The sequence below is a fragment of the Vibrio sp. V30_P3S12P165 genome, from assembly GCF_009904905.1.
GTDB lineage: Bacteria > Pseudomonadota > Gammaproteobacteria > Enterobacterales > Vibrionaceae > Vibrio > Vibrio fujianensis.
In genome coordinates this window covers 8,215-11,443 of the sequence record NZ_WXWH01000052.1, presented here as the reverse complement: position 1 = coordinate 11,443, position 3,229 = coordinate 8,215, and the positions used below count along the sequence as shown (strand labels likewise).

Below are 3,229 nucleotides of genomic sequence, written 5' to 3'. Positions count from 1 at the left end.
ATTGAGCCCATCAAAACCCCTTCGGTGTTGTATGGTTAAGCCTCACGGGCTATTAGTACAGGTTAGCTCAACGCCTCACAACGCTTACACACCCTGCCTATCAACGTTCTAGTCTCGAACAACCCTTTAGGACAGTTAAACTGCCAGGGAGAACTCATCTCAGGGCTCGCTTCGCGCTTAGATGCTTTCAGCGCTTATCAATTCCGAACTTAGCTACCGGGCAATGCCACTGGCGTGACAACCCGAACACCAGAGGTTCGTCCACTCCGGTCCTCTCGTACTAGGAGCAGCCCCCTTCAATTCTCCAACGCCCACGGCAGATAGGGACCGAACTGTCTCACGACGTTCTAAACCCAGCTCGCGTACCACTTTAAATGGCGAACAGCCATACCCTTGGGACCGACTTCAGCCCCAGGATGTGATGAGCCGACATCGAGGTGCCAAACACCGCCGTCGATATGAACTCTTGGGCGGTATCAGCCTGTTATCCCCGGAGTACCTTTTATCCGTTGAGCGATGGCCCTTCCATTCAGAACCACCGGATCACTATGACCTGCTTTCGCACCTGCTCGAACCGTCATTCTCGCAGTTAAGCGGGCTTATGCCATTGCACTAACCTCACGATGTCCAACCGTGATTAGCCCACCTTCGTGCTCCTCCGTTACTCTTTGGGAGGAGACCGCCCCAGTCAAACTACCCACCAGGCACTGTCCTCAACCCGGATAACGGGTCTAAGTTAGAACATCAACACTACAAGGGTGGTATTTCAAGGTCGACTCCACGCAATCTAGCGACTGCGCTTCAAAGTCTCCCACCTATCCTACACATGTAGGGTCAATGTTCAGTGCCAAGCTGTAGTAAAGGTTCACGGGGTCTTTCCGTCTAGCCGCGGGTACACTGCATCTTCACAGCGATTTCAATTTCACTGAGTCTCGGGTGGAGACAGCGTGGCCATCATTACGCCATTCGTGCAGGTCGGAACTTACCCGACAAGGAATTTCGCTACCTTAGGACCGTTATAGTTACGGCCGCCGTTTACCGGGGCTTCGATCAAGAGCTTCGACTTGCGTCTAACCCCATCAATTAACCTTCCGGCACCGGGCAGGCGTCACACCGTATACGTCATCTTACGATTTTGCACAGTGCTGTGTTTTTAATAAACAGTTGCAGCCACCTGGTATCTGCGACTCTCAATAGCTCCATCCGCAAGGGACTTCACCGTCAAGAGCGTACCTTCTCCCGAAGTTACGGTACCATTTTGCCTAGTTCCTTCACCCGAGTTCTCTCAAGCGCCTTGGTATTCTCTACCCGACCACCTGTGTCGGTTTGGGGTACGATTTCTTATGAACTGAAGCTTAGAGGCTTTTCCTGGAAGCAGGGCATCAATGACTTCACTGCCGTAGCAGCTCGACGTCGTGTCTCAGCCTTAAAGAGAGCCGGATTTACCTAACTCTCAAGCCTACTCACTTGAACCAGGACAACCGTCGCCTGGCCCACCTAGCCTTCTCCGTCCCCCCATCGCATTCATAACAAGTACGGGAATATTAACCCGTTTCCCATCGACTACGCTCTTCAGCCTCGCCTTAGGGGTCGACTTACCCTGCCCCGATTAACGTTGGACAGGAACCCTTGGTCTTCCGGCGGGGAGGTTTTTCACCCCCCTTGTCGTTACTCATGTCAGCATTCGCACTTCTGATACCTCCAGCAAACCTTACAGTTCACCTTCAACGGCTTACAGAACGCTCCCCTACCCAATACGACCTTCCCTAATAAAAGAAAAAGCGCATTGCCGCAGCTTCGGTGTATTGCTTAGCCCCGTTACATCTTCCGCGCAGGCCGACTCGACTAGTGAGCTATTACGCTTTCTTTAAATGATGGCTGCTTCTAAGCCAACATCCTAGCTGTCTAAGCCTTCCCACATCGTTTCCCACTTAGCAATACTTTGGGACCTTAGCTGGCGGTCTGGGTTGTTTCCCTCTTCACGACGGACGTTAGCACCCGCCGTGTGTCTCCCGGATAGTACTTACTGGTATTCGGAGTTTGCAAAGGGTTGGTAAGTCGGGATGACCCCCTAGCCTTAACAGTGCTCTACCCCCAGTAGTATTCGTCCGAGGCGCTACCTAAATAGCTTTCGGGGAGAACCAGCTATCTCCGAGTTTGATTGGCCTTTCACCCCTAGCCACAAGTCATCCGCTAATTTTTCAACATTAGTCGGTTCGGTCCTCCAGTTGATGTTACTCAACCTTCAACCTGCCCATGGCTAGATCACCCGGTTTCGGGTCTATATCCAGAGACTGAACGCCCAGTTAAGACTCGCTTTCGCTACGGCTCCCCTATGTGGTTAACCTTGCCACTGAATATAAGTCGCTGACCCATTATACAAAAGGTACGCAGTCACCCCATCACTAAGCCACCTCTGCCGATGAGTCGGTTGACCAACGCTGCGCGTTGTNGGCTCCTACTGCTTGTACGTACACGGTTTCAGGTTCTATTTCACTCCCCTCACAGGGGTTCTTTTCGCCTTTCCCTCACGGTACTGGTTCACTATCGGTCAATCAGGAGTATTTAGCCTTGGAGGATGGTCCCCCCATATTCAGACAGGATATCACGTGTCCCGCCCTACTCGATTTCACTGAACATGCGCTAACGGCTACGGGGCTATCACCCTGTTCCGCGGCCCTTTCCAGAGCCTTCGCCTGACGCATATAAAGCTTAAGGGCTAATCCAATTTCGCTCGCCGCTACTTTCGGAATCTCGGTTGATTTCTTCTCCTCGGGGTACTTAGATGTTTCAGTTCCCCCGGTTTGCCTCATTAACCTATGAATTCAGTTAATGATAAGTGCTGCTGCACTTGGGTTTCCCCATTCGGATATCGTAGACTCAAGTGGCTGTTACTGCCTTATCTACGCTTTTCGCAAGTTACTACGTCCTTCATCGCCTCTGACTGCCTAGGCATCCACCGTGTACGCTTAGTCACTTAACCATACAACCCGAAGAAGTTTCGAGTTGTTGTTTAAACAACCTAAGTTGTCTCGCGTTTTATTTTCATGAGTGCGAGACAGATTTTGCCGGACTCAATTTTTGAAAAACCTCCGAAGACGTTTTTCACCAAGCACACTTGAATGTGTATTTTTGGTCTTTATCTTTAAGATAAAGATTGAGAACTTTACAAGTAACTTATCTATCAAGATAAATTACTTTGTCAGCTTTCCAAATTGTTAAAGAGCAA

1 rRNA gene is annotated in these 3,229 nt (G+C 50.5%); it reads right to left on the bottom strand.

Features of this window, described 5'->3' with window-relative positions:
• Window positions 1-31: 31 nt before the first annotated feature.
• Window positions 32-2,983, bottom strand: a 23S ribosomal RNA gene (locus tag CAG57_RS10465).
• Window positions 2,984-3,229 lie beyond the last annotated feature (246 nt).